The organism is Bradyrhizobium sp. AUGA SZCCT0160, assembly GCF_018130105.1.
Taxonomy (GTDB): domain Bacteria; phylum Pseudomonadota; class Alphaproteobacteria; order Rhizobiales; family Xanthobacteraceae; genus Bradyrhizobium.
Genome location: NZ_JAFCMD010000014.1, coordinates 54,979 through 78,950 on the forward strand (window position 1 = coordinate 54,979; position 23,972 = coordinate 78,950).

The 23,972-nt window shown below is 63.5% G+C and carries 23 protein-coding genes; 18 read left to right on the forward strand and 5 right to left on the reverse strand.

Going from position 1 to position 23,972, the window contains the following annotated elements; translation table 11 throughout:
* Positions 1–42 precede the first annotated feature (42 nt).
* Positions 43–3,279, forward strand: a complete 3,237-nt coding sequence (locus tag JQ558_RS22025; protein WP_212295045.1) for a bifunctional cytochrome P450/NADPH--P450 reductase — start codon at positions 43–45, stop codon at positions 3,277–3,279.
* 155 nt (positions 3,280–3,434) lie between these two features.
* Positions 3,435–4,109, forward strand: coding sequence for a spermidine synthase (locus JQ558_RS22030; RefSeq protein ID WP_212295047.1), 675 nt, complete (start codon positions 3,435–3,437; stop codon positions 4,107–4,109).
* Between the two features lie 109 nt (positions 4,110–4,218).
* On the opposite strand, the gene JQ558_RS22035 is transcribed toward JQ558_RS22030, so the two are convergent.
* Complete coding sequence (locus JQ558_RS22035) at positions 4,219–4,680, reverse strand: nuclear transport factor 2 family protein (RefSeq protein ID WP_212295049.1); 462 nt, start codon at positions 4,678–4,680, stop codon at positions 4,219–4,221.
* Between the two features lie 104 nt (positions 4,681–4,784).
* Positions 4,785–5,702 carry an alpha/beta fold hydrolase gene (locus tag JQ558_RS22040; RefSeq protein ID WP_212210605.1) on the reverse strand — a complete coding sequence of 306 codons (918 nt, stop codon included), beginning with the start codon at positions 5,700–5,702 and terminating at the stop codon, positions 4,785–4,787.
* Between the two features lie 255 nt (positions 5,703–5,957).
* Here JQ558_RS22040 and JQ558_RS22045 point away from each other — a divergent pair, with 255 nt between their 5' ends.
* The 16 genes from JQ558_RS22045 to JQ558_RS22120 all read left to right on the forward strand — a co-directional run bounded on the left by JQ558_RS22045 (position 5,958) and on the right by JQ558_RS22120 (position 20,350).
* Positions 5,958–6,338, forward strand: a complete 381-nt coding sequence (locus JQ558_RS22045) for a poly(R)-hydroxyalkanoic acid synthase subunit PhaE (protein ID WP_212295189.1) — start codon at positions 5,958–5,960, stop codon at positions 6,336–6,338.
* Positions 6,335–7,420, forward strand: coding sequence for an alpha/beta fold hydrolase (locus JQ558_RS22050; RefSeq protein WP_212295051.1), 1,086 nt, complete (start codon positions 6,335–6,337; stop codon positions 7,418–7,420). The genes JQ558_RS22045 and JQ558_RS22050 overlap by 4 nt, the downstream gene beginning before the upstream one ends.
* Positions 7,417–8,010, forward strand: a complete 594-nt coding sequence (locus JQ558_RS22055) for a GNAT family N-acetyltransferase (RefSeq protein ID WP_212295052.1) — start codon at positions 7,417–7,419, stop codon at positions 8,008–8,010. The genes JQ558_RS22050 and JQ558_RS22055 overlap by 4 nt, the downstream gene beginning before the upstream one ends.
* 310 nt (positions 8,011–8,320) lie before the next feature.
* On the forward strand, positions 8,321–8,797 hold the full coding sequence (locus JQ558_RS22060) for a phasin (RefSeq protein WP_212295054.1): 477 nt from the start codon (positions 8,321–8,323) through the stop codon (positions 8,795–8,797).
* A gap of 248 nt (positions 8,798–9,045) precedes the next feature.
* Positions 9,046–10,332, forward strand: a complete 1,287-nt coding sequence (locus tag JQ558_RS22065; RefSeq protein ID WP_212210611.1) for a DUF445 domain-containing protein — start codon at positions 9,046–9,048, stop codon at positions 10,330–10,332.
* Between the two features lie 189 nt (positions 10,333–10,521).
* Positions 10,522–11,292: a triacylglycerol lipase gene (locus tag JQ558_RS22070; RefSeq protein ID WP_212273680.1), complete on the forward strand. Its 771-nt coding sequence runs from the start codon at positions 10,522–10,524 to the stop codon at positions 11,290–11,292.
* A gap of 114 nt (positions 11,293–11,406) precedes the next feature.
* Positions 11,407–12,276 carry a phenylacetic acid degradation operon negative regulatory protein PaaX gene (gene paaX / locus JQ558_RS22075; protein ID WP_212273679.1) on the forward strand — a complete coding sequence of 290 codons (870 nt, stop codon included), beginning with the start codon at positions 11,407–11,409 and terminating at the stop codon, positions 12,274–12,276.
* A 75-nt stretch (positions 12,277–12,351) separates the two neighbouring features.
* Positions 12,352–13,344 (forward strand): 1,2-phenylacetyl-CoA epoxidase subunit PaaA, encoded by a 993-nt coding sequence (gene paaA, locus JQ558_RS22080; protein ID WP_212210621.1) that lies wholly within the window; start codon positions 12,352–12,354, stop codon positions 13,342–13,344.
* A 10-nt stretch (positions 13,345–13,354) separates the two neighbouring features.
* Positions 13,355–13,642 (forward strand): 1,2-phenylacetyl-CoA epoxidase subunit PaaB, encoded by a 288-nt coding sequence (gene paaB, locus JQ558_RS22085; protein ID WP_212210623.1) that lies wholly within the window; start codon positions 13,355–13,357, stop codon positions 13,640–13,642.
* Between the two features lie 118 nt (positions 13,643–13,760).
* A complete protein-coding gene (paaC, locus tag JQ558_RS22090) occupies positions 13,761–14,537 on the forward strand; it encodes a 1,2-phenylacetyl-CoA epoxidase subunit PaaC (RefSeq protein WP_212295056.1) in 777 nt (258 codons plus the stop codon).
* Positions 14,531–15,034, forward strand: coding sequence for a 1,2-phenylacetyl-CoA epoxidase subunit PaaD (paaD, locus tag JQ558_RS22095; RefSeq protein ID WP_212273676.1), 504 nt, complete (start codon positions 14,531–14,533; stop codon positions 15,032–15,034). The genes paaC and paaD overlap by 7 nt, the downstream gene beginning before the upstream one ends.
* 2 nt (positions 15,035–15,036) lie before the next feature.
* Positions 15,037–16,116 (forward strand): 1,2-phenylacetyl-CoA epoxidase subunit PaaE, encoded by a 1,080-nt coding sequence (gene paaE / locus JQ558_RS22100; RefSeq protein ID WP_212295058.1) that lies wholly within the window; start codon positions 15,037–15,039, stop codon positions 16,114–16,116.
* A gap of 88 nt (positions 16,117–16,204) precedes the next feature.
* The gene (gene paaI / locus JQ558_RS22105; protein WP_212295060.1) at positions 16,205–16,657 is read left to right on the forward strand and encodes a hydroxyphenylacetyl-CoA thioesterase PaaI; all 453 of its coding nucleotides are present in this window, start codon (positions 16,205–16,207) and stop codon (positions 16,655–16,657) included.
* 27 nt (positions 16,658–16,684) lie between these two features.
* Positions 16,685–18,016 carry a phenylacetate--CoA ligase PaaK gene (gene paaK, locus JQ558_RS22110; RefSeq protein ID WP_212210632.1) on the forward strand — a complete coding sequence of 444 codons (1,332 nt, stop codon included), beginning with the start codon at positions 16,685–16,687 and terminating at the stop codon, positions 18,014–18,016.
* Positions 18,017–18,059: 43 nt separating this feature from the next.
* Complete coding sequence (locus JQ558_RS22115) at positions 18,060–19,064, forward strand: zinc-binding alcohol dehydrogenase family protein (protein WP_212295062.1); 1,005 nt, start codon at positions 18,060–18,062, stop codon at positions 19,062–19,064.
* A 182-nt stretch (positions 19,065–19,246) separates the two neighbouring features.
* Positions 19,247–20,350, forward strand: coding sequence for a YeeE/YedE family protein (locus JQ558_RS22120; protein ID WP_212210637.1), 1,104 nt, complete (start codon positions 19,247–19,249; stop codon positions 20,348–20,350).
* Between the two features lie 161 nt (positions 20,351–20,511).
* Here JQ558_RS22120 and JQ558_RS22125 read toward each other — a convergent pair whose 3' ends face one another.
* Genes JQ558_RS22125 through JQ558_RS22135 form a run of 3 tightly spaced genes read right to left on the reverse strand, consistent with a single transcriptional unit; the run spans position 20,512 to position 23,944 of the window.
* On the reverse strand, positions 20,512–21,735 hold the full coding sequence (locus JQ558_RS22125) for a bifunctional alpha/beta hydrolase/OsmC family protein (RefSeq protein ID WP_212295063.1): 1,224 nt from the start codon (positions 21,733–21,735) through the stop codon (positions 20,512–20,514).
* A 26-nt stretch (positions 21,736–21,761) separates the two neighbouring features.
* Positions 21,762–22,427, reverse strand: coding sequence for a sulfite oxidase-like oxidoreductase (locus JQ558_RS22130; RefSeq protein WP_212295065.1), 666 nt, complete (start codon positions 22,425–22,427; stop codon positions 21,762–21,764).
* A 50-nt stretch (positions 22,428–22,477) separates the two neighbouring features.
* Complete coding sequence (locus JQ558_RS22135; protein ID WP_212295067.1) at positions 22,478–23,944, reverse strand: amidase; 1,467 nt, start codon at positions 23,942–23,944, stop codon at positions 22,478–22,480.
* Between the last annotated feature and the right edge of the window lie 28 nt (positions 23,945–23,972).

A 23,972-nucleotide genomic window follows, 5' to 3' on the forward strand; every position in this document is an offset into this window, starting at 1 on the left:
CGCGGTTGTTCAAGGCAATTTGAGGCAGGGGTAATATCGACAATGGCGTCACCGAACAAACTCAGTCCGATCCCGCATCCGCCGAAAAAGCCCGTTGTCGGCAACATGCTGTCGCTGGATCCGAACGCGCCCGTTCAGCATCTGGTGCGGCTGACCAAGGAGCTCGGGCCGATCTTCTGGCTCGACATGATGGGCGCGCCGCTGGTGATCGTGTCGGGCCACGATCTGATCGACGAACTCTCCGACGAGAAGCGTTTCGACAAGGCGGTGCGCGGCTCGCTGCGCCGGGTGCGCGCGGTCGGCGGCGACGGGCTTTTTACCGCCGACACGTCGGAGCCGAACTGGAGCAAGGCGCACAACATCCTGCTGCAGCCGTTCGGCAACCGCGCGATGACGTCCTATCATCCGAGCATGGTCGATATCGCCGAGCAGCTGGTCAAGAAGTGGGAGCGGTTGAACGGCGACGAGGAAATCGACGTCGTCCATGACATGACCGCATTGACGCTCGACACCATCGGCCTGTGCGGCTTCGACTACCGCTTCAATTCGTTCTACCGCCGCGACTATCATCCGTTCGTGGAATCGCTGGTGCGCTCGCTCGAGACCATCATGATGACCCGCGGCATCCCGCTCGAAGGCCTGTGGCTGCAGAAGCGCCGCAAGGATCTGGCGCTGGACGTCGCCTTCATGAACAAGATGGTCGACGAGATCATCGCCGAGCGCCGCGGCAACGCGGAAGCCGCCGAGGGCAAGAAGGACATGCTCGGCGCCATGATGACCGGCGTCGACCGCGCCACCGGCGAGCAACTCGACGACGTCAACATCCGCTACCAGATCAACACCTTCCTGATCGCGGGCCACGAGACCACCAGCGGTCTCTTGTCCTGCACGCTCTATGCGCTGCTCAAGCATCCCGACGTGCTGAAGAAGGCCTATGAGGAAGTCGACCGCGTGCTCGGCCCCGATATCGACGCGCGGCCGACCTATCAGCAGGTCACGCAGCTGACCTACATCACGCAGATATTGAAGGAGGCGCTGCGGCTGTGGCCGCCGGCGCCCGCCTATGGCATCGCGCCCCTTGCCGACGAGACCATCGGCGGCAAATACAAGCTGAAGAAAAACACCTTCGTCACCGTGCTCGTGATGGCGCTGCACCGCGATCCCAGCGTGTGGGGACCGAACCCGGACGCGTTCGATCCGGAGAATTTCAGCCGCGAGGCCGAGGCCAAGCGCCCGGTCAACGCCTGGAAACCGTTCGGCAATGGCCAGCGCGCCTGTATCGGGCGTGGATTTGCGATGCACGAGGCGGCGCTGGCAATCGGCATGATCCTGCAGCGCTTCAAGCTTATCGACGTCAACCGCTACCAGATGCATTTGAAAGAGACGCTGACGATCAAGCCGGACGGATTCAAGATCAAGGTGCGCCCGCGCGCCGACAAGGAGCGCGGCGCGTTCGCCGGTCGCGCGGCTGCCGCCGTGGCGGCCTCGAACACGGCCGCAGCGCCGGCCCGGACCCGCCCCGGCCACAACACGCCGCTGCTGGTGCTCTATGGCTCCAACCTCGGCACCGCCGAAGAACTCGCCACCCGCGTCGCCGACCTTGCCGAGGTCAACGGATTTGCGACCAAACTCGGCGCGCTCGATGACTACGTCGGCAAGCTGCCGGAGCAGGGCGGCGTCCTGATCTTCTGTGCCTCCTATAATGGCGCAGCCCCCGACAACGCCACGCAATTCGTCAAATGGCTGGACAGCGGCTTGCCGAAGGACGCGCTGGCCAAAGTCCGTTACGCGGTGTTCGGCTGCGGCAACAGCGACTGGGCGGCGACCTATCAGTCGGTTCCGCGCATGATCGACGAACAAATGACCGCGCATGGCGCGCGCAGCGTCCATGGGCGCGGCGAGGGCGATGCCCGCAGCGATCTCGACGGCCAGTTCGAAAAATGGTTTGCCGCCGCCGCCGCCGCGGCCACCAAGGAGTTCGGCCTCGCGTCGACCTTCACCCGCAGCGCCGACGATGCGCCGCTGTACACGATCGAGCCGGTGGCGCCGACCGCCGTCAACGTGATCGTGGCGCAGGGCGGGGTTTCGCCGATGAAGGTGCAGCTCAATTCCGAGCTGCAGAACAAGGCCGGCGCCAATCCGTCCGACCGCTCGACGCGGCATATCGAAGTGCAACTGCCGCAGGGGACTTCCTACCGCGTCGGCGATCATCTCAGCGTGGTGCCGCGCAACGATCCGGCGCTGGTGGATTCGGTCGCGCGCCGGTTCGGCTTCCTGCCCGCCGACCAGATCAGGCTCGCGGTCGCCGAAGGCCGCCGCGCGCAACTGCCGACTGGCGACGCCGTGTCGGTCGGACGTTTGCTGACCGAGTTTGTCGAGTTGCAGCAGATCGCGACCCGCAAGCAGATCCAGATCATGTCGGAAAACACGCGTTGTCCGATGACCAAACCGAAGCTGCTGGCCTATATCGGCGACGATGCCACCTCCACTGAGCTCTATCGCACCGACGTTCTGGCGAAGCGCAAATCGGTGTTCGACCTGATGGAAGAGTATCCGGCCTGCGAGCTGCCGTTCCATGCTTATCTCGAAATGCTGTCGCTGCTGGCGCCGCGCTATTACTCGATCTCGTCGTCACCGGCGGGCGATGCCTCGCGTTGCAGCGTCACCGTCGGCGTGGTCGAAGCGCCCGCAAGTTCGGGCCGCGGCGTCTACAAGGGCGTCTGCTCGAACTATCTCGCCGGCCGCCGCGCCGGCGACACCATCCATGCCACGGTACGCGAGACCAAGGCGGGCTTCCGCCTGCCGGACGATGCGTCGGTGCCGATCATCATGATCGGCCCCGGCACGGGGCTGGCGCCGTTCCGCGGCTTCCTGCAGGAGCGCGCCGACCGCGAGGCCAAGGGCGCGAGCCTAGGCCCGGCGATGCTGTTTTTCGGCTGTCGCCATCCCGAGCAGGATTTCCTCTATGCGGATGAATTGAAAGCGTTCGCCGCCAACGGCATCACCGATCTGCACACCGCGTTCTCGCGCGCCGACGGGCCGAAGACCTATGTGCAGCACCTGGTCGCGGCGCAGAAGGACCAAGTGTGGAACCTGATCGAGAAGGGCGCGATCGTCTATGTCTGCGGCGACGGCGGCAAGATGGAGCCGGACGTCAAGGCAGCGCTGGTGTCGATCTATCGCGAACGCACCGGCGCGGACGAAGCAGCAGGCCTGCGCTGGATCGACGATCTCGGCGCCAGGAACCGCTACGTGCTGGATGTGTGGGCGGGGGGATAGTCTTTCATCCGTCGTCCCGGCGAACGCCGGGACCCATACCGCGTGATCTATCGGTCTAAAAAAGCTGTTCGACGAGTCTTCGTAACCACCAGCATTTGTGGTTATGGGTCCCGGCCTTCGCCGGGACGACGAAAAAATCATGCTAGAACCCCCTCATGATTCCCTGGGAAAAGCTCGACACCGCACATATTCCCGGTACCGACGCGGAACTGCGCCTGATGCGGCGCGGCGCCGAGTTTTCCATCATGCTCGGCACCAACGAGCTGATGAACAGCCGCCTCAGTGGTTCCGAAGCCGCGCTCGCGACCCTTGCGGTCAAGAAGCTGGAAGCGAACAAGAAGCCGCATCTGCTGATCGGCGGACTGGGCATGGGCTTTACGCTGCGGGCCGCGCTTGCGGTGCTCGGTGCTGGGGCGCGGATCGTGGTGGCTGAACTGGTGCCGGCTGTCGTTGCCTGGGGGCGGGGCCCGATGGCGGAGATTTTTGGCGGCAGCCTGAACGATACGCGCGTCAGCATTCAGGAAGTGGACGTCACCGAGATCATCCGGTCTTCGCGATCGAAGTTCGATGCCATTCTGCTCGACGTCGACAACGGCCCCGAAGGTCTGACCCGCAAGGCCAATGATGGGCTCTACAGTTCAGCCGGATTGGGCGCGGCACATACGGCGCTGCGGCCCGGCGGCGTCCTCGCGGTCTGGTCGTCAGGTCCGAATCCGCCGTTCTCAAAACGGCTGCGTGCCGCCGGCTTCGATGTGAACGAGGTTGCCGTGCGCGCCACCGGAAGAGGCGGCGGTGCGCGTCATGTCATCTGGATCGCAACGAAGAGCTGAGTTTCAATTCGTAGGGTGGGCAAAGCGCAAGCGTGCCCACCATCATTCCGCGTAAAGATAGATGGTGGGCACGGCGCAAGCGCGCCTTTGCCCACCCTGCAGCCCGCCCTCAGAACATCGTGTTGTTGTTTGCCGGATTCTCGGGGATCGGCTGGACGACGTCCCAATGCTCGACGATCTTGCCGTTCTCGAGCTTGAAGATGTCGATGATCGCGTTCCCTCTCGTGCCCGGCTCGCGAACGGCGTGGACATGCAGGATGACGTAATCGCCGTCCACGAGCGAACGCTTGATCTCGCTGCGGGAGTTCGGGAATTTTTCGCGCAGGAATCCAATGAACTTGCGAAAACCCTCGGGACCGTCAGCGGCATTCGGATTGTGCTGGACATAGCGGTCGCCCATATAGGCGATCGCGCCGTCGGCGTCTTTTTGGTTCAGGCCTTTCTCATAGAAGTCGAGCACCGCCTTTCTGTTGGCTTCCTGCTGCGGCGAGGCGGCGTAGGCGGCGGGAGCGGCAAGGGCCAACAGAATGACGGCGGCTAACGCTGCGCGCGGCCGGAAAGCAAGATCCATGTTCGGGCTCCATGTGGCGATATCGGTGCGCCGTCTATAGGCCTCGGCCCTGTTGCGCGGAAGAGGGCACCCCGCGCTCACGAAGTTACCCGGAAGTAACCTGATCAAGCCGCCTTCGCCGCCGCGCCATGTGCGTGCTTGTCGATGGCATCGATGATCTGCGGCCACATCGGGATCGGCAGTGCATGGCCCATGCCGTCGATCATCACAAGTTTGGCGCCGGGAATGGAGGCCGCGGTGTCCTTGCCGCCTTCAATCCGCACCAGCGGATCGACGGTGCCGTGGATGACCAGCGTCGGCGCCTTCACGGCACCGAGCCGCTCCTTGCGGCTGCCGGAGGCAAGCACCGCGCGCAGCTGCCGGCCGACGCCGGCGGGATTGAGGCCGCGTTCATAGGTGCGTTCGGCGCGCGAGCGGTCGGCCGCTTCGTCTTCCGGGAACGAGCCGACGCGCAGGATTTTCCAGGTTTTCGCAAACCGCTCGAAATACTCTTCCTTGGTCGCGGGCGGCGGCGCCATCAGCATGGCGGCGGCTTCGCGCGTCGGCCCCGGCACTTTTGGACTGCCCGTCGTCGACATGATCGAGGTCAGCGAGCGCACCCGCGCCGGAAACGAGATCGCGACTTCCTGCGCGATCATGCCGCCCATCGATGCGCCGACCAGATGCGCCGACTTGATGCCGAGCACATCCATCAGGCCGACCGTGTCCTTGGCCATGTCGATCAGTTTGTAGGGCGCGGCGACCGGGATCCTCAGGAATTTCAGCTTGAGCAGTTCGAGCGCGGTCAGTCGCTTGCCGCCGGTCATCCTTGAGGATTTGCCGATATCGCGGTTGTCGAAACGGATGACGCGAAAACCGCGCGCGGCAAGCTGGCGGCAGAAATCATCGTCCCAATGGATCATTTGGGCACCGAGACCCATGATCAGCAGCAGCGGTTCCGCGCCGGAATCGCCGAAGACTTCGTAGCAAATGTCGATGCCATTGGCGTGGGCGATCTGCGGCGGCTGATGGGCAAGCGTCACGGCGGCGGTCCTTTGTATCAGTCCTGCGATGGTACCTTGTTGGGGTCTTGTATGACACGGTTTACCGCATCGCAGAAGGCTTTGCAGCTCACTGTTAACCAGTCCCTTGTTTTGGGCGCGTTTCCAGACGCGAACCGCTATCCACTTCGCTTGAAAACGCCATGTCGCCCGGTTGACCGCCACGCCGCAACGGTGTGGTATGGCGGAATAATATCCGAGGCGTGGCAAAGCGCTCGTAACCAAGGGAGGGCGCCTATGGCCGACAAGGGCAACGATCCTGCCGTGATCTGGCAGACGATGATCGGAGAGATGGAGAAGGGGTTCAACTCCTTTGCTAACCAGGCGATGGCTTCGCCCGAATTTTCCAAGGTGATGAACCAGGTCGGCGGCGCCACGGCGGGCGCGCAGAAGCAGCTCGGCGAGCTGATGGAGAAATATCTCGTCAGCATGAACTTGCCGAGCCGGGCGCAAATGGTCGGCATGGCCGAGCGCATCCAGGGCATCGAAAGCCAGCTCAACGAGATCAAGGCGATGCTGCACCAGATCCATCACAATTCGCTGGCGCCGGAAGGCGGCTATGGCGCGGCGCGGCCGCCGCGCACCAAGCGTCCCCCGCCGGAGGGAGAGCAAAAATGAACGCGCCCGCAGCGGCCCTCGATCTGGCGTCGATTCCCGAGCGGATCCAGTCCGAGGTGCAGCGCGCGATCCAGCGCAGCATCAAGGGCGTCGAATACATCTCCTCGTCGGGCCCTGCGCTGGGTTCGACGCCGAAGGACGTGTTGCTCAGCCGCGGCACGCTGAACCTCTATCACTACCGGCCGATCGCGGACGAAATCTACCGCGTGCCGATCCTGATCGTGATGGCGACCACCAATCGCGGCTACATCCTCGACATGGTGCCCGGCCAGAGTTTCATCGAATTCCTGCTCAAGCGTGGCTACGACGTTTACATGATGGACTGGACCGCGCCGAAGCCGGAGGAAAAATCGCTGCGGATGGAGGACTACGTTCTCGACTTCATCCCGGATTGCGTCCGCCGCGTGCAGCAGGATTCCGGCGAAACGGACGTCACCGTGATCGGCTATTGCTTCGGCGGCGTGCTGTCGCTGCTGTACGGCTCGATCTTCAACGACGGACCGATGAAGAATCTGATCTGCTTCACCACGCCGATCGACTTCCGCGAGATGAAGCTGTTCTCGAATTTCTCGGACCGACGCTATTTCGACGTCGATCGCCTCGTCGACAGCATCGGCAATGTGCCGCCGGAAATGATCCTGTCGTCGTTCGAAATGCTGCGGCCGGCGTCGCGCGCCGTCAGTCAGGTGAATTTGTGGGAGAACATTTGGAACGACGAATACGTCAAGGCCTACCGGATGATGGATCGCTGGGGCACGGACACCTTGCCGCTGGCCGGCGAATATTTTCGCGCCATTACCAAGGACCTGATGTGGGACAACAAGCTGTTCAACGACACCATGAGCGTCGGCGGCCGTGCGGCCAAAATTGCCGACATCAAGGTGCCGATCCTGCATGCGGTCGCCGAGCACGATCACATCGTGCCCTATGACGCGGCCAAGCACCTGATCGCCAAGGTCGGCTCGTCCGACAAGGAAGAGGTGATCCTGAAGGGCGGTCATGTCAGCGTCGTCGCCGGCGCCAACGCAATCAAGCGGCTGTGGCCGAAACTGGACAACTGGTTAGGTAAGAGATCAACATGAGCGAAACACGTTCCTATCCGCGCCACGCCAAGACCGACGCCGGCGAGATCGAATTCCGCCTGATGTCCCGCGCCGACGAGGCTGCGGTGCTTGCCTTCGCGCAAAAACTGCCGACCCATGATCTCTTGTTCCTGCCGCGCAACATCAGCCAGCCCAAGGTGCTGTCGGCCTGGATCAACGAGATCGAGCGCGGGCAGATCACGAGCCTCCTGGCGGTGAAAGGCGACGCGGTGGTCGGTTGCGGCACGCTGGTGCGCGACCCGCATTCCTGGTCGCCGCATGTCGGCGAGATCCGGATGGTGGTGTCCCAGGACGTGCGCGGGCAGGGCGTCGGCCGGGCGCTGTCGCAGGAGACCTTCGCGCTGGCGCTGGGTGCCGGGCTGGAAAAGCTCTCGGTGCAGATGACCGTCGACCAGCAGGCGGCGATCGCTCTGTTCGAGAGCCTCGGCTTCAAGGCCGAGGCCCTGCTGCGGGACCACGTCCGCGACGTCGGCGGCAAGAAGCACGACATCGTCGTGCTCGGGCACAATGTGGCGCAGGTCCGGGCGCAGCTGGAAGCCTTCGGGCTCCCAGGCGCCGTCCAGCACTAAGCGCGCCGTCCAGCACTAGAACCGGCCGTCAAGCACTAAGCCCGCCGTCCAGCCCGGACTCAAAATCGCGAAACAACCCCATGCAAAGTAGGCGTGGGGCCTCGGCTATTCGTCCGAGGCTAAGACTAAAGTGGAACTTTTGCCGGTTCCCTAGGCAAACCGCCTATCATTGAGGCCGATCACGTATTCGTGATATCGCGATGCAACATTGATGTTGCGTTGCACCATTAACTATGGCACAACGATCTCGCCCCGGGCCACTCCGGACGGGGTGAGCCCATAGCTCAAACCTGAGGATGGAGAGACCCCAATGACCAACGAAACCAATTCCGTGCTGAACACCGTCAAGGAAGCCTTCGCGCCCGTCACCGAGGCGTTCACCAAGCTCCAGAACCTGGAAGTTCCGGAAGCTGCCCGTGAGTTCGTGAAGAAGCAGGCCGAGACCGCGAAGGTTCGCGCCGCCGACATGCATGCCGGTTCCGAGAAGGTGACCGCCGCCATCGAGACCGCCGTTGCCGGTTCGGTTTCCGAGGCTGCCAAGATCAGCCGTAACATCCAGCAGGCGTTTTATCAGGACGCGGAAGCGTTCTTCGCCGGCATCGACAAGCTCGCTTCGGCCAAGTCGCTGAGCGAAGCCGCCCAGATCCAGTCGGACATGGTCCGTGCGCGTGGCGAAGTGTTCGTCTCGCGGGCGAAGGCCACCACCGAATATCTCGGCAAGCTCGTCGCCGACAGCGCCAAGACCGCTCAGGACAACTTCTCCAAGGTCTACAGCAAGACCGCCTGATAGCGATCTGCCAACTGCCCTTTTGGAAGGCCCGCTTAGGCGGGCCTTCTTTTTGTCTCCCACAGTTTGCGTTCCCCGGACGCAGTGCAGCGCGCACCGGTGCACTGCAGAGCCGGGGTCCATCGCCTGTGCATGGGTCCCGGCTCTGCGGAGCAGCGTGAAGAACGCTGCACCGCGTCCGGGACACGCAACTGCCGATGTGCGCAGCAGTTGAAAACGCTAAGCTTCGATTTCATTTGGAAGCTGTGATGACTGTCCCCGCCAAATTTTCATTCGACACGCCTGCCGACGCGCTGCGGGCTGCCGAACTGCGCCGTGTAAAGCTGCTGGCGACGCTGGTGCTGGCGGCGACGTTTGCGATCTTCATTGCGGCGAGGGCGCTGCTGCCGATCCATCCGGCGTTCGGCTTCGTCGCAGCCTTTGCGGAGGCCGCCACCATTGGCGGGCTGGCCGACTGGTACGCGGTCGTGGCCTTGTTTCGCAGGCCTTTGGGGCTGCCGATCCCGCACACCGCGATCATCCAGAGCAACCAGCACCGCATCGCCGACAAGCTCGGCGAATTCATCGAGCAGCATTTTCTGGAAGCGGCCCCGGTCGAAGCAAAACTCCGGCAGATCGATTTCGGTTCGTTCATCGCCGACTGGCTGCGCGACCGCAAGCGCAGCGAGGATCTCGCGCGCTTCGCACTGCGGCTGTTGCCCGAGGCGGTCGCGGCCACGGAGAATTCCGGCCTGATGACCTTCGTCAGCCGCCGCATCACCTCGCAATTGATGTCGATCGATCTTGCGCCGCTCGCGGCTGGCACGCTGCGCACCTTCGTGAAGGAAGGCCGGCACCAGGGCCTGCTCGACGACATCATGCGCGCGGTGCATCAATCGCTGACGCAGGCCGAGACCATGGCCATGATCCGCGAGAAGATCCGCGACGAATTGCCGACACTGCTGAAACTCTATCGCGCCGACAGGTTTCTGGTGAACAAGATCGTGGCGTCGGCGACCGCCTTCTTCGAGGAAGTGCGCAACGATCCCAAGCATCCGTTCCGCGACGAGTTCGACCGCATGGTGCTCACCTTCGTCGACCGGCTCGGCAGCGATCCGGCCTATGCCGAGCGCATCCAGGGGCTGAAGCGCGATCTCCTGGCGCGCCCCGAACTGAACAGCCTCGCGCGCCACATCTGGGAGAATGCGCGATCGTTCTTCGAGCGCAGCGCCTCAGGCGAGACGCAGGTGCTGGAGCAATATCTCGTGCGCATGTTCGTAACGGCCGGCGAGGCGCTGGCCGCCGACGCCGAGATGCGCGCCGAAATCAATCAGGGTCTGGTTGCGGTGCTTCGAAGTGTGGTCGCCGAACAAAAGAGCGGCGTTTCCACCTTCATCTCCGACCAGGTCAAATCCTGGGACATGGGGCAGTTGATTTCGCTGATCGAAATCAACATCGGCCGCGACCTGCAATACATCCGCTTCAACGGCTCGCTGATCGGCGGGCTTGCAGGATTGGTGCTTTACACCCTCGAGTACCTGCTGCGGCTCGTGTGACTATTTGATCACGTCTGCGCTTTTAATTGTCACAAGTGTGAAGTGGGCCGTTGAAAGAAGAATTCCGGTTCCTTAGCTTTTTACGAAATAATGTTGCGTTGCGGAACGATTCTACGAGGTGAGCATCTTCCCATTGAACCCTGGCCTGGCTGCCGAGACGCAAGGGGCTTGGCCTGAGAAGGAGATACGATGTCCGTTGCTACGCAGACGCTTCGTCCGCCGTCCAGAACCCTGATGTTTCTGGAGGGGCGGGCGATTTCCGAATTGGGCGCTTTCCTTGGTGCCTTGCCGCTCCTGAGTCTGGCGCCGAGAGGCGACGGGCATCCGGTGCTGGTATTGCCCGGCCTCGTTGCCTCCGACACCTCGACGCGTCCGCTGCGCAGCTTCCTCAGGAGCCGCGGCTACGCCGTCAGCGGCTGGCGCCAGGGCCGCAATCTCGGTCTGCGCCAGGGCGTGCAGCACGCGATGGTCGATCTCGTCCACGAATTGAACGACACCCACGGCCGCAAGGTCAGCCTCGTCGGCTGGAGCCTTGGCGGTCTTTACGCGCGTCAGCTCGCCAAGATGATGCCGGAGCGCGTGCGCTCGGTGATCACGCTCGGCAGCCCGTTCGCGGCCGGCCCGAAGGCGACCAACGCATGGCGCGTCTATGAGATGGCCAGCGGCCGCCGCGCCGACGAAGAGGACACGCGTTTCGGCGGGTCGCTGGCGGGCACGCCGCCGGTGCCGACCACCGCGATCTTCAGCCGCACCGACGGCATCTGCGCCTGGCAGGGCTGCATGGAGCAGACCACCGCGACGTCGGAGAGCATCGAGGTCGAGAGCAGCCATTGCGGCATGGGTCACCACCCCGCCGTGGTCTATGCGGTCGCCGATCGCCTGGCACAGCCGGAAGGCAAATGGGCGCCGTTCGACCGCAGCGGCTGGCGCAGCATGGTTTATCCGAACCCGGATAGGTAGTTGCTTCCTTACCTCTCCCCGCGCTTGCGGGGAGAGGTCGGATTGCGAAGCAATCCGGGTGACCCTCTGCACCGGCGTTTTCGTGAATCTGCAAAACGCGCTATGCCTTGACGCATGCCGCAGCCGCTTGCCCGCATTGTCGAACAGCTCAAGCGCGAACCGTCGCGCACCGGCTCGATCGTCATCACCGTGTTCGGCGACGCCATCGTGCCGCGCGGCGGTTCGGTGTGGCTCGGCACGCTGCTGGAGTTCTTTGCCGCGATCGACATCGACAGCGGCGTCGTCCGCACCGCGATGTCGCGGCTGGCGAGCGACGGCTGGCTTGAGCGCAACAAGGTCGGTCGCAACAGTTTTTACCGGCTCGACAAGAAGGGGCGGCAGACCTTCGATACCGCCACCAGGCACATCTACGATCCGCCGCCGTCCGACTGGACCGGGCGGTTTGAGCTGCTGCTGATCGGCAATGGCGGGGACCGCGATGCATCGCGCGATGCGCTGAAAAACGCCGGCTTCGGCAGTCCGCTGCCGGGCGTGTGGGTTGCGCCGTCAGGCGTGCCGGTTCCGGAAGAGGCCGCGGGTGCCATACGTCTGGAAGTCTCCGCCGAGGATGAGAGCGGCCGGCGTCTGCTCAGCGAAAGCTGGCCGCTTGAGCGCACCGCCGACGCCTATCTGAAATTCATGAAGACGTTCGAGCCGCTGCGCGCTTCGCTCGGCCGCGGCGAAGTCCTCTCCGACACCGATGCCTTCACCGCGCGGATCCTCTTGATCCACCATTACCGCCGCGTCGTGCTGCGCGATCCCCTGTTGCCGGCGCCGCTGTTGCCCAGGGACTGGCCGGGCAGGGCGGCAAGACGGCTCTGCGGCGAGATCTATCGCGGGCTGCTTTCGGCGTCGGAACAATGGCTTGACGACCATGCGACCAACGAAAACGGGCCGTTGCCGAAGCCGGGCGGGGCGCTGGCGCGCCGGTTCGACGGGACGTAAACATGTTACAAAAATAACTTGCATTTTGTTTTTTATGTTATATGTTGGAGGAAAGAACATACGGGGAGGTCGGCCATGTACACGCAGGCGCTCAATACGTCCGATGGCGATATCAGCCACATCGAGGACGCCGCACGTTCCGCAAACTTCCAGGCGCGCATCGATGCCGACGAGCGCATCGAGCCGAACGACTGGATGCCGGCGGCCTATCGCAAGACGCTGACGCGGCAGATTTCCCAACACGCGCATTCCGAAATCGTCGGCATGCTTCCCGAAGGCAACTGGATCACCCGCGCACCGTCGCTGCGCCGCAAGGCTGCGCTTCTCGCCAAGGTCCAGGACGAATGCGGCCACGGGCTTTATCTTTATGCCGCCGCCGAGACGCTCGGCACTTCCCGTGAAGAGCTGGTCGATTTGATGCTGGCGGGGAAAGCAAAGTATTCCTCGATCTTCAATTATCCGACGCTGACCTGGGCCGACATCGGCGCAATCGGCTGGCTGGTCGATGGTGCGGCGATCATGAACCAGATTCCGCTGTGCCGCTGTTCCTATGGTCCCTATGCGCGCGCGATGATCCGCGTCTGCAAGGAAGAATCCTTCCACCAGCGCCAGGGCTTTGAGATCATGGTGACGCTGTCGAAGGGCAGCGAAGAGCAGAAGGCGATGGCGCAGAGCGCGCTCGATCGCTGGTGGTGGCCGGTGCTGATGATGTTCGGCCCGCCCGACAAGGCAAGCCAGCACAGCGACACTTCCACCAAGTGGAAGATCAAGCGTTTCTCCAACGACGAGCTGCGGCAGAAATTCGTCGACGCCACGGTGCCGCAGGCGCAGTTTCTGGGTTTAACGATTCCCGATCCCGGCATGAAGCAGAATGCCAACGGCAACTGGGAATACAGCGCGATCGATTGGGAAGAGTTCAATCAGGTGCTCGCCGGCAACGGCCCCTGCAACCGCGACCGGCTGGCGGCGCGGCGCAAGGCGCATGACGACGGCGCCTGGGTGCGCGAGGCGGCGCTGGCCTATGCCGAAAAGCGCAAGCAGCGCACGCACGCGCAAGCCGCGGAATAGGGAGAGCGCCATGGCCACGCCGAATACGCCGCTCTGGGAAGTCTTCATCCGCAGCCGCAACGGGCTCGCGCACAAGCATGTCGGCTCGCTGCACGCCGCCGACACCACGCTGGCGTTGCAGGCCGCCCGCGACATCTACACCCGCCGCGGCGAAGGCCTCTCGATCTGGGTGGTGCCGTCGAACGCGATCACGGCGTCCGATCCCTCCGAGAAGGGCATGATGTTCGAGCCCGCAGAATCCAAGATCTATCGGCACCCGACGTTTTACGACGTGCCTGACGAAGTCGGGCATATGTGATTGTCATCCGTCATTGCGAGCGCAGCGAAGCAATCCACCGCGCCGCAAAGGGATAGAATGGATTGCTTCGCTGCGCTCGCAATGACGACGAGAGTATCGCGCAAGCAGGATAGGCAAAATGGCAGTCGCATCCATCTCAGTCTCCGAAACCCCGCTGGTGCTCTACACCCTGCGCCGCGCCGACGATGCGCTGATTTTGGGCCATCGGCTGTCGGAATGGTGCGGCCACGCCCCTGCCATGGAAGAGGACATGGCGCTCGCCAATATGGGCCTCGACCTGCTCGGCCAGGCCCGCGAGCTTTATGCTTACGCCGCCAAGGTCGAGGGCCGGGATAACGACGAGGACAAATTCGCCTATCTGCGCGATGTCAGGCAGTACCGCAATCTGCTGCTGCTGGAACAGCCGAACGGCGATTTCGCGCGCACCATGGCGCGGCAGTTCTTCTATGCGGCCTTCGCCGATCTCTATTGGCGCGCGATGATGCAATCCAGCGATCCGACGCTGGCGGCGATCGCGGCGAAGTCGGAAAAGGAAAGCGCCTATCACATCAGGCATTCGTCGGAATGGATGGTGCGGCTCGGCGACGGCACGGAGGAAAGCCACCGCCGCGCGCAGAGCGCGATCGACGATCTCTGGGCCTATACCGGCGAGATGTTCCATCTCGACGACAGCGAGCGCGGTCTGATCGACGCCGGCATCGCGATCGATCCCGCCAAATTGCACGCGCCATGGCTCAAGACCGTGTCCGGCGTCGTCAATGAGGCGACATTGGCGTTGCCGCAGAACAACTGGATGCAGCGTGGCGGCCGCGACGGCCGGCACAGCGAACATCTCGGCCATCTGCTCAGCGAATTGCAGTCGCTGCCGCGAACCTTCCCGGGGGCGAGATGGTGACCGTCATGCTCCGCGATGCCGATTTGCGCCGGCGCGCCTGGGATGCCGCCGCGCAAGTGGTCGATCCCGAGATTCCGGTGCTGACCATCGCCGATCTCGGCGTGCTGCGAGAGGTTGCGGTCAGCGACGGCCATGTCGAGATCGCGATCACGCCGACCTATTCCGGCTGCCCCGCCATGAACATGATCGCGCTCGAAATCGAACTGGCGCTGGAGCGCGCCGGCATCGCGCGGCCCAAAATCCGCACCGTGCTGTCACCGGCCTGGACCACCGACTGGATGAGCGAGGAGGGCCGGCGCAAGCTCCGGGAATACGGCATCGCGCCGCCACAGGCGTCAAGTTCGCGCCGCGCGCTGTTCGGTGAGCAACAGGTGTCGTGTCCGCAATGCGGCTCGGGAAATACGGAGTTGTTGTCCGAGTTCGGTTCGACCTCCTGCAAAGCGCTGTGGCGCTGCAAGAGCTGCCGCGAGCCGTTCGACTATTTCAAGTGTCATTGATCATGTCCCTCACACCCCGTTTCCATCGTCTTGCCGTCAACGACCTGCGCCGCGAAGCGCCGGATGCGATATCGCTGACCTTTGCGATCCCCGCGGAGCTGACCAACGACTACACCTTCTCGCCCGGTCAATATCTGACCCTGCGCACAACCATGGACGGCGAGGAAGTCCGCCGTTCCTATTCGATCTGTTCCGGCCCCGACGACGGTGAATTGCGCATCGCGGTGAAGAAGGTCGATGGCGGTGCGTTTTCGAATTGGGCTGCGGATGAATTGAAAGCCGGCGACGAGCTTGACGTGATGACGCCGACCGGCCGCTTCGGCGTCGCGCATGCGCCCGATCAAGCGCGAGTCTATGTCGGCTTTGCCGCAGGAAGTGGCATCACGCCGATCCTTTCGATCGTCAAGGGCGTGCTGGCGCGCGAGCCGAACAGCCGCTTCTTCCTGTTCTACGGCAACCGCTCGACCTCGAGCATGCTGTTCCGCGAGGCACTGGAGGAACTGAAAGACCGCTTCATGCAGCGGTTCTCCGTCTTTCACGTGATCTCCGGCGAGGAGCAGGACATCCCGATCCTGCACGGCCGGCTCGACGGCGAAAAGGTTCGCGTGCTGCTGCGCTCGCTGGTGCCGGCGTCGAGTGTCGATCACGTCTTCGTTTGCGGCCCGCTGGGCATGAGCGAGGACATCGAAAACACCTGCCGCGAGATCGGCATTGCCGAGGATCGCATTCACGTCGAGCGCTTTGTCTCCGAGTTTGGCGGCAAGCCGCGCGCCAAAAAGATCGTCGAAACAACTGCGCCGCCGAAGGCGCTGGCCTCGCTCGTGATCGACGGCAAGCGCCGCGAGGTGCCGGTGGCCGAGGACGAATCCATTCTCGACGCCGCATTGCGCGCCGGCATGGACCTGCCGTTCGCCTGCAAGGGCGGCATGTGCTCGACTTGCCGCGCCAAGCTGGTCGAGGGCGATGCACAGATGGAAGTGAACTATTCGCTGGAGCCGTGGGAGCTGAAGGCGGGGTTCATCCTCACCTGCCAGGCGCGGCCGGTGTCGGACAGGGTCGTGGTGGATTACGACCATGTGTGAACAACGCCGTCGCGTTTGACGGTGCGACGGCTAGACTACCCGAATGAAAGAGGCCGGTTGCAACAGGCCCGACGACAGGGAGACCGCAGTGAACGTCAATGCCACGCTATCGCCTGACGACCTCGCGCGCGCCTGTGCGGACGCGATGTGGAAGGAGGACGACGCCAGCAAGGGCCTCGGCATGCAGATCGCCGAGATCGGGCCCGGCCGGGCGACGCTGTCGATGACGGTCAGGCCTGACATGGTCAACGGCCAGCGCATCGCCCATGGCGGTTTCATCTTTACGCTGGCGGATTCCAGTTTTGCCTTTGCCTGCAACACCCATAACGAGCGCGCGGTCGCGGCGCAGTGCCATGTCACCTTCATCCGGCCCGGCAAGCTCGGCGATGTGCTGGTGGCGAGCGCGCGCGAGATCTCGCGCAGCGGCAGATCGGGCATCTACGATGTGCAGGTCACCGCTGGTGACGTTGTGATCGCGGAATTCCGCGGTCATTCCCGCACCATCGGTGGTGCGTGGCTGCCCGGTACCACGATAAAATAAACAAAACGATCTTTGAGGAAACACGCGATGGCTTCGACCAAGCTTCATTCCAGTGCAGGCGGCTACCGCGCCGAGTTGGACGCTGCGGAGCGCGCCTCCCGCGACGAGATCATGGCGCTGCAGACAAAACGCCTCGCCTGGTCGCTGGCGCATGCCTATGACAATGTCGCGCATTACAAGAGGGCCTTCGACAAGGCCGGCGTGCATCCCGGCGATTTCAAACAGCTCGCCGACCTTGCGAAGTTTCCGTTCACGGTGAAAACCGATCTGCGCGACAATTACCCGTTCAACATGTTCGCGGTGCCGCGCGAGAAAATGGTCCGCGTCCATGCCTCATCGGGCACGACCGGCAAGCCGATCGTGGTCGGCTACACGCAGGCCGATATCGACGTGTGGTCGGACGTGATGGCGCGTTCGATCCGCGCCGCCGGCGGCCGCACCGGCATGATCATGCACAACGCCTATGGCTACGGCCTGTTCACCGGCGGCCTTGGCGCGCATTACGGCGCCGAGAAACTCGGCTGCACCGTGGTGCCGGTGTCCGGCGGCATGACCGAACGGCAGGTGCAACTGATCAACGATTTCAAACCCGACATCATCACGGTGACGCCGAGCTACATGCTGGCGATCCTGGACGAGTTCAAGAAGCAGAAGCTCGACCCTCGCGCATCCTCGCTCAAGTTCGGCATCTTCGGCGCCGAGCCCTGGACCAACGCGATGCGCGTGGAGATAGAGCAGGCCTTCGACATGGACGCGACCGACATTTACGGCCTGTCGGAAGTGATCGGCCCCGGCGTCGCGCAGGAATGTGTGGAGACCAAGGACGGCCTGCATATCTGGGAAGACCATTTCTACCCCGAAGTGATCGACCCCGAGACCGGTGCGGTGCTGCCGGATGGCGAAAAGGGCGAGCTGGTGTTCACCTCGCTGACCAAGGAAGCCTTTCCGATCATCCGCTACCGCACCCGCGACCTGACGCGGCTGCTGCCGGGCACGGCGCGCCCTAGCATGCGGCGGATGGAAAAGGTCACGGGTCGCTCCGACGACATGATCATCCTGCGCGGGGTCAACGTGTTTCCGACCCAGATCGAAGAGGCTCTGCTCGCGACCGACTGGTGCGGCGGACATTTCATCATCGAACTGACGCGCGAGGGCCGCATGGACGAAATGACTGTGCTGGCGGAAGCCCGTCCCGAACATTGGGACGGCAGCGGTCTGCCCACGCATACGGAGAAAGTCGCAACCTTCATCAAGAACACCATCGGCATCACCGCCCGCATCAAAGCCGTCGCCCCCGAGACCCTGGAGCGATCGCTGGGAAAGGCGAAACGTGTTTACGACAAGCGCCCGAAGGGGTAACTGCTGATCCGCGCGAGGTCGCGCGAGATCAGGAATTCGATACATGCTTGCCGAGAAGCCAGTTGTTCAAGCCCGCTGCGTCCGCCTGCCAGCGAAAGTCGCCGACGCTGCCTCGCTCGCGCCCGTCGTCGAGACCCACACGCTGTCGCGCGGCGCCAATGATCTGCTGATCGAAGTCAAGGCTGCCGCCGTCAATCCGTCCGACGTGAAGGCCGCCACTGGCCTGATGCCCTATGCGGTGTTTCCGCGGACGCCGGGTCGCGACTATGCCGGCGTCGTGATCGACGGACCCGCGGGATCGATCGGGCGGGACGTGTTCGGCTCGTCCGGCGATCTCGGCATTCGCCGTGACGGCACCCATGCCACGCATCTCGTGGTCGAAGCCGATGCCGTGGTGGAGAAGCCCAAAAGCATTTCGTGGGAGGAGGCCGCCGGTATCGGCGTTCCCTTTGTGACCGCGATGGAAGGGCTGCGTCGCGCCGGCATTCCCAAAGCCGGCGAGACCGTGCTGGTCATGGGCGTCAACGGCAAGGTCGGGCAGGCCGCGGTGCAGATCGCAAGCTGGCACGGCGCGCGCGTGATCGGCGTGGTGCGCAAGGATGAACTTTATGAAGGCCACGCCAATTCGAAGGTCGAAATCATCAACGCTTCCGTGACTGACGTCGCGGCGCGTGTGCGCGAACTCACCGACGGCAAGGGCGCCGACATCGTGTTCAACACCGTCGGCGATCCCTATTTCCAGGCGGCGCATCAATCGCTGGCGCTGCGCGGGCGGCAGATCCTGATCGCAGCCGTCGACCGCATCGTGCAGTTCAACATTCTGGAGTTCTATCGCGGCCAGCACACCTATGTCGGCATCGATACGCTCGGCCTGTCGTCGGTCGCAACCGGCGCGGTGCTCAGGGAAATCGGACCCGGCTTCGCCAGCGGGCATTTAAAACCGTTCCCGATCAAGCCGGCGGCGATCTTTTCCCTGGAACAGGCCAGGGCCGCCTTCATCGCGGTGGCGGGTTCGTCGCGCGACCGCGTGATCCTGCGGCCGGTGTAAATCCTTTCGGCCAGATATTTTTCCTCTTTATCGCGGGAACGAAACCAATCGCATTCCAGTTGGAATCGATTGTTTTATTCTCTCATTGTCGCACCGCGCGGAAGCTTCATTCTTTGTTGTCCCCCGCCGTGGACGCGCCCATGCATGCGCCGCTATAGCAGGGTGAAATCTGTAGCATATTTATGCTGTTGCGGCTGATATCGCCGAACGCTCCAAGGGAAAATGCCGTGGAAGGCCCTGCCAATATTGTCGTGCTGAGCGGATTGCTGATCGGCCTCGTCTATGGCGCGGTCGCTCTGTTGAGCGGCTTTTGCATGCTCTCCAGCCTGCGCGGCTGGTGGGCGGAAGGCGATGGCCGCCTGGTCCGTACCTATGCGCTCGCCATCGGCGTGAGTGTTGCAGCAACGCAGTTGCTGGCGGCCGCGGGCCTCGTCGATCTCGGCAAGTCGATCTATCTGCAACCGTCATTCTCGGCGCCGCTGATGTTTGTCGGCGGCCTGCTGTTCGGCTACGGCATGGTGATGTCGAACGGTTGTGGTTCGCGCGCGCTGGTGCTGCTCGGGCGCGGCAACCTCCGCTCCTTCGTGGTGGTGATGGTGCTCGGCATTTTTGCAATGATGACGCTGAAGGGCCTGATCGCGCCGGCGCGTATCGCGATGGTGCAGGCCTCGCAGACCACGACGACAGTGAATTCGGTGCCGGCGCTGTTGTCGGCGCTCGGCCTCAGCGAAATCACGGCGCGCATGCTGGCGGCGTCCGCCGTCAGCGCGGCGCTGATCATCTTCGCGTTCGGGCACGCGCCATTCCGGAAATCGCCGGGCCAGGTGGCTGCCGGTTTTGTGATCGGCATTCTGGTGGCGAGCGGCTGGTTCGCGAGCGGCTATCTCGGCGCCGATGATTTCAATCCGACGCCGGTGGTGTCGCTGACCTTCATCGCGCCGATCGCGGATGCCTTGCAATATGTCATGCTGTCGACGGGATCGACGCTGAACTTCGGCATTGCCACGGTCGGCGGCGTGCTCGCCGGCAGCCTGATCACGGCACTGGCGACCGGACGTTTCCACCTGGAAGGTTATCAATCGCCGCGCCACATGCTGCGCTCGGGCGGCGGCGCCGCGCTGATGGGCGCCGGCGGCGTGATGGCGTTCGGCTGCTCGATCGGGCAGGGACTGACAGGGTTTTCGACGCTGGCGCTGGCCTCGTTCATCGCGGTCGCCGGCATCCTGGTCGGCACCGCGCTAGGCTTGCGCGGCGCGCTCCGTGTACGTCCGCTGGCAACGGCTTGAAAATCGATGTCGTCCCGGGATTGACCCGGGACCCATACGCCGTGTCCTTTCGGTGAGAGCACCGGCGTTAAATACCTTCTTAATCAACTAAAGCCACGGCGTATGGGTCCCCCGATGCGCAATTGCGCATCTGAGCTCAAGGCCGGGACGACGACTTCGCTTTACTCCGCAGCCTTGGTCACGATCTGGATTTCCGATGTCAGCGTCCGGTGCACCGGGCACTTGTCGGCAATTTCCATCAATCGCTTGCGCTGATCGGCGTCGAGCGCGCCCTCGATCGAGATCACCCGGTCGATCTGGTCGAGCATGCCGACGCGGGTTTCGCATTCGGCACAGTCTTCCGCATGGATCTTCTTGTGCTGCAGCGTCACCGTGACGCGATCGAGCGGCAGCGATTTGCGGTCGGCATACATCCGCATCGTCATTGAGGTGCAGGCGCCAAGGCCCGCGAGCACGAAATCATACGGCCCGGGCCCGGAGTCCTCGCCGCCGGCGGCGACGGGTTCGTCGGCCAGCATCTGGTGCGACCCCGACGTGACGGTCTGCTGGAATTTGCCGGCGCGGGTCTCGCGCACCACGACATTGCGCGGTACCTCGCCGCGTTCGGCGGCCGGTTGAGCTGGAAGCGGTTCGACATAGCGTTCGGCCCAGGCGGCAATGACGTCGGCGACATACGCGGAATCGCGCTTGTTGCTGAGCAGATGATCGGCGCCGGACAGCGACACGAAACTTTTCGGATGTTTTGCAGCGACAAAAATATTGGTCGCGTTATCGATCCCGACCGTGTCATCGGTCGGCGAATGCATGATCAACAGCGCCTTGTGCAATTTGGCGACATGCGCCATCAGGCCATGTTCGGCGATATCGTCGAGGAATTCACGTTTGATGTGAAAGGGGTGTCCGGCGAGCTGAACCTCGATCTTGCCCTGGGTGCGAATGTCCTCGACGCGATCCTTGAAGAAATGGGTGACGTGTGCGGGATCGGAGGGCGCGGCAATGGTGACGACCGCCCTGGCATCGGGGATTTGTCCGGCGGCGGCGAGGATTGCGGCACCGCCGAGGCTGTGGCCGATCAGGATCGCCGGAGCCTGCCGGGTGTCGCGCAGATGATCGGCGGCGTGGACGAGATCGGCGACGTTCGAGGTAAAGGTCGAGTTGGCGAAATCGCCTTCGCTGGAGCCCAAGCCTGTGAAGTCGAACCGCAGCACGGCGATGCCGCGAGCGGTGAGCGCAGTCGCGATGCGTTTGGCCGCCAGCACATCCTTGCCGCAGGTAAAACAATGCGCGAACAACGCGTAGGCGCTGATGGCGCCGTCGGGCTTGTCCAGCGCCGCGGCAAGCTGATGGCGGCCTTCACCGGTGAATTGAAAGCGTTCGGTCGGCACGGGCGTTCTCCCTTGGCTCTAAGGCGTCAATCGCTGGAATAACGCTGCTCCGCCCACGGGTCGCCGCGGTTGTGATAGCCGCGGACTTCCCAATAGCCCGGCGCATCCTTATCGAGGAATTCGATGCTCTGCAGCCATTTGGCGCTCTTCCAGAAATAGAGATGCGGCACCACCAGCCGCACCGGGCCGCCATGGTCCTGCTCCAGCGGCTGGCCGGACCAGCTGTGGGCGAGCAGGGCATCCTCGGCGGCGAAATCTTCCAGTGCAAGGTTGGTGGTGTAGCCGTCATGCGAATGCAGCACCACGAAACGCGCCTCGTCGCGCGGCCGGCACGCCATCAGCAGGTCGCGGGTCGAAAGCCCTTCCCATTGATTGTCGTAGCGCGACCAGGTGGTGACGCAATGAATGTCGGACAGGAATTGCGTCTGCGGTTGCGCGCTGAACTCGGCAAAATTCCAGAAGATCGGGTTTTCGACCGCGCCGTAAACGTCGAGCCGCCAGCGCTCGCGCGAAATGCTCGGCGTCAGGCCGAGGTCGAGCACCGGCCAGTCGCGCGTCAGATGCTGGCCCGGCGGCAGGCGCTGGTCCTCGGGACGGGTGATCTTTCCGGTGAGGAACTTTCCTTCGCGCGCCCAGCGCTCCTTGCTGCGCGTCAGCTTGCTCTCCGGCGGCGGCTCGGGGTCTTCGGTCATATCGGAACCTCATTCGTGACGATGCATCGACGATTTGAGGGAGAAATACATTACCTCGGCGCGCGCGGCTCGATCGGCGTGGTGCCGCGCATGCCCAGAATGTCTTCCAGCACCTTGGCGCCGGCCAGGAGTTGCGCCTCGCCACGAGGCTTGGCCACCATCTGCAGTCCGACCGGCAGGCCCGAGGCAGTAAAGCCGCACGGCAGCGACAGCGCGGGACAGCACACCAGCGTGATCGCGTAGACGATGCCGAGCCATTCGACATAATTGTCGAACTTTTTGCCGGCGCATTCGGCGACGTAACGGTTCTCGACCGGGAACGGCGCCACGATGGTGGCAGGCGCCAGCAGCAGATCGTACTTGTCGAAAAATTCCAGCGTGCGCGCGGTCATCGCGACGCGCTGCGCTTCGGCGCGCTCGAGCTGCTCGACGGTCAGCTTGAGACCCTCCTCGATGTTCCAGATCACTTCGGGCTTGAGCTGGTCGCGCTTGGTGCGCAGCAGCTGCGCCTTGCTCAGCGCAAAGTCGAACGCGCGCAGCACGTGGAAACATTCATGGGCCTCGCGGAGGTCCGGATGCGCTTCCTCGACGATGACCCCGGCTTCCGCGAAACGCTGCGCTGCCTTGCGGGTGACCGCGGCAACTTCGGGATCGACCGGCGTGATGCCGAGATCAGGCGAATAGGCGATGCGCTTCGGCTTGCTGCCCGCGCGCACCGCGGACAGGAACGAATTCGGCAGCACCGGCAGCGACAGGGGATCGCCGGGATGTTCGCCGCTCATCGCATCGAGCAGCAGGGCTACGTCCTCGACGTTGCGCGCCATCGGGCCGTTGACCCCGAGATTGCGATCGACGGCGGCCGCGAGCGTGTGCGCGACGCGGCCGATGCTCGGCCGCAGCCCGACGATGCCGCAGAAGCTGGCGGGGTTGCGTAAGCTGCCGCCCATGTCGGAGCCGTGGGCGAGCCAGGCTGTTCCGGTGGCGAGCGCCACCGCCGCACCGCCCGAGGAGCCGGCGGCGGAGCGGGAAGTATCCCAGGGATTGCGCGTCGCGCCGAACACTTCGTTGAACGTGTTGGCGCCGGCGCCGAATTCCGGCGTGTTTGACTTGGCGTAGATCACGCCGCCGTTGTTTTCGAGATGCTCGACCAGAATGTCCGATTTCGCCGGGATGTTATCCTTGTAGATCGGCGAGCCCTGCGTGGTCAGCACACCCTCGACCGCTGTGAGGTCCTTGATCGGGATCGGCAGGCCTGCGAGCAGGCCGCGCTCGCCGACCGGCTTTTTCATCAGCGCCCGGGCACGGTCGCGGGCGCGGTCGAAGCACAGCGTCGGCAGTGCGTTGACGGGCCCGTCGACTTCAGCGATCCGCTTTTCCAGCACGTCGAGCAGATCGAGTGGCGTGACTTCACCCGCTCTCAGCTTGCCAACGATGGCACACGCCGTCTCTCTCACCAGCCCCTGATCAGCCACTTTGCCCTCCGCGGTTTCTTGGTCGTGAATGGTGCTGTAGAACATTTTTTGGCAAAGTGGAAACCCGCCCACG